The sequence below is a fragment of the Phycicoccus elongatus Lp2 genome (assembly GCF_000367525.1).
GTDB classification, from domain to species: Bacteria; Actinomycetota; Actinomycetes; order Actinomycetales; family Dermatophilaceae; genus Phycicoccus_A; species Phycicoccus_A elongatus.
In genome coordinates, this window is the sequence record NZ_HF570956.1 from 466,919 (window position 1) to 467,931 (window position 1,013).

At 70.4% G+C, this 1,013-nt stretch carries 1 protein-coding gene; it reads left to right on the top strand.

The features are described from left to right. Positions 1–82: 82 nt before the first annotated feature. Positions 83–919, top strand: a complete 837-nt coding sequence (locus tag BN10_RS02215) for a purine-nucleoside phosphorylase (protein ID WP_010849520.1) — start codon at positions 83–85, stop codon at positions 917–919. Positions 920–1,013: the final 94 nt, after the last annotated feature.

A 1,013-nucleotide genomic window follows, 5' to 3' on the forward strand; every position in this document is an offset into this window, starting at 1 on the left:
GCTCGGCGGCTCTGATTGCGCGTGTCATTCATCGCTCACGAGTCTCACACGAGAGGGGCATTCACTCCCCTATGCTGGCCGGGTGAGTCAGACACACGCCCTCGACCTGGCCGACCCGAGCACCGATCCGTTCGCCGTGGCGCAGGCCGCTGCCGACGTGATCCGCGAGCGCACCGACGGCGCCGCCCACGATGTGGCGCTCGTCCTGGGCTCGGGGTGGGGGCAGACCGGCGACCTCATCGGGGAGACCTTCGCGACGATCGAGAACACCGACGTCCCGGGCTTCGGCAAGGCCGCGGTCGCGGGCCACTCGGGCGTCATGCGCTCGGTGGGCATCGGGGACACCGGGCGGCGGGCGCTCGTCTACGGCACGCGGACGCACTTCTACGAGGGAAAGGGTGTGCGTGCGGTGGTCCACAACATCCGCACCGCGGCAGCCCTCGGGTGCCGCACGGTCGTCATCACCAATGGCTGCGGCGGGCTGCGCGAGGAGTGGGCTCCGGGGACTCCGGTCCTCATCAGCGACCACATCAATCTGACGGCCCACTCCCCCATCGAGGGCGCGAACTTCGTCGACCTCACCGATGTCTACTCGCCCCGCCTGCGCGCCGTCGCCCGAGAGCTCGACCCAGGTCTCGACGAGGGCGTCTATGTGCAGTTCCGCGGGCCGCACTACGAGACTCCGGCCGAGGTGCGGATGGCCATGGTCCTGGGCGGAGACCTCGTCGGCATGTCGACCACACTCGAGGCGATCGCCGCGCGTCAGAGTGGCCTGGAAGTGCTGGGGATCTCGCTGGTCACCAACCCGGCCGCTGGCATCTCCAAGACCCCCCTCAACCACGAGGAGGTTCTCGAGGCCGGTCGCGAGGCCGCCGAACGATGCGGTCGACTGCTGGCTGCGGTCGTGGCGAGGATCTGATGGCGGTCCAGGGCGGGCCGCTGGGCTCGCGTGGCAGCGGAGAGGCCGTGCATCCCACCGTGCTCGAGGCGGCTCGCGCCTGGGCCGCCGACGA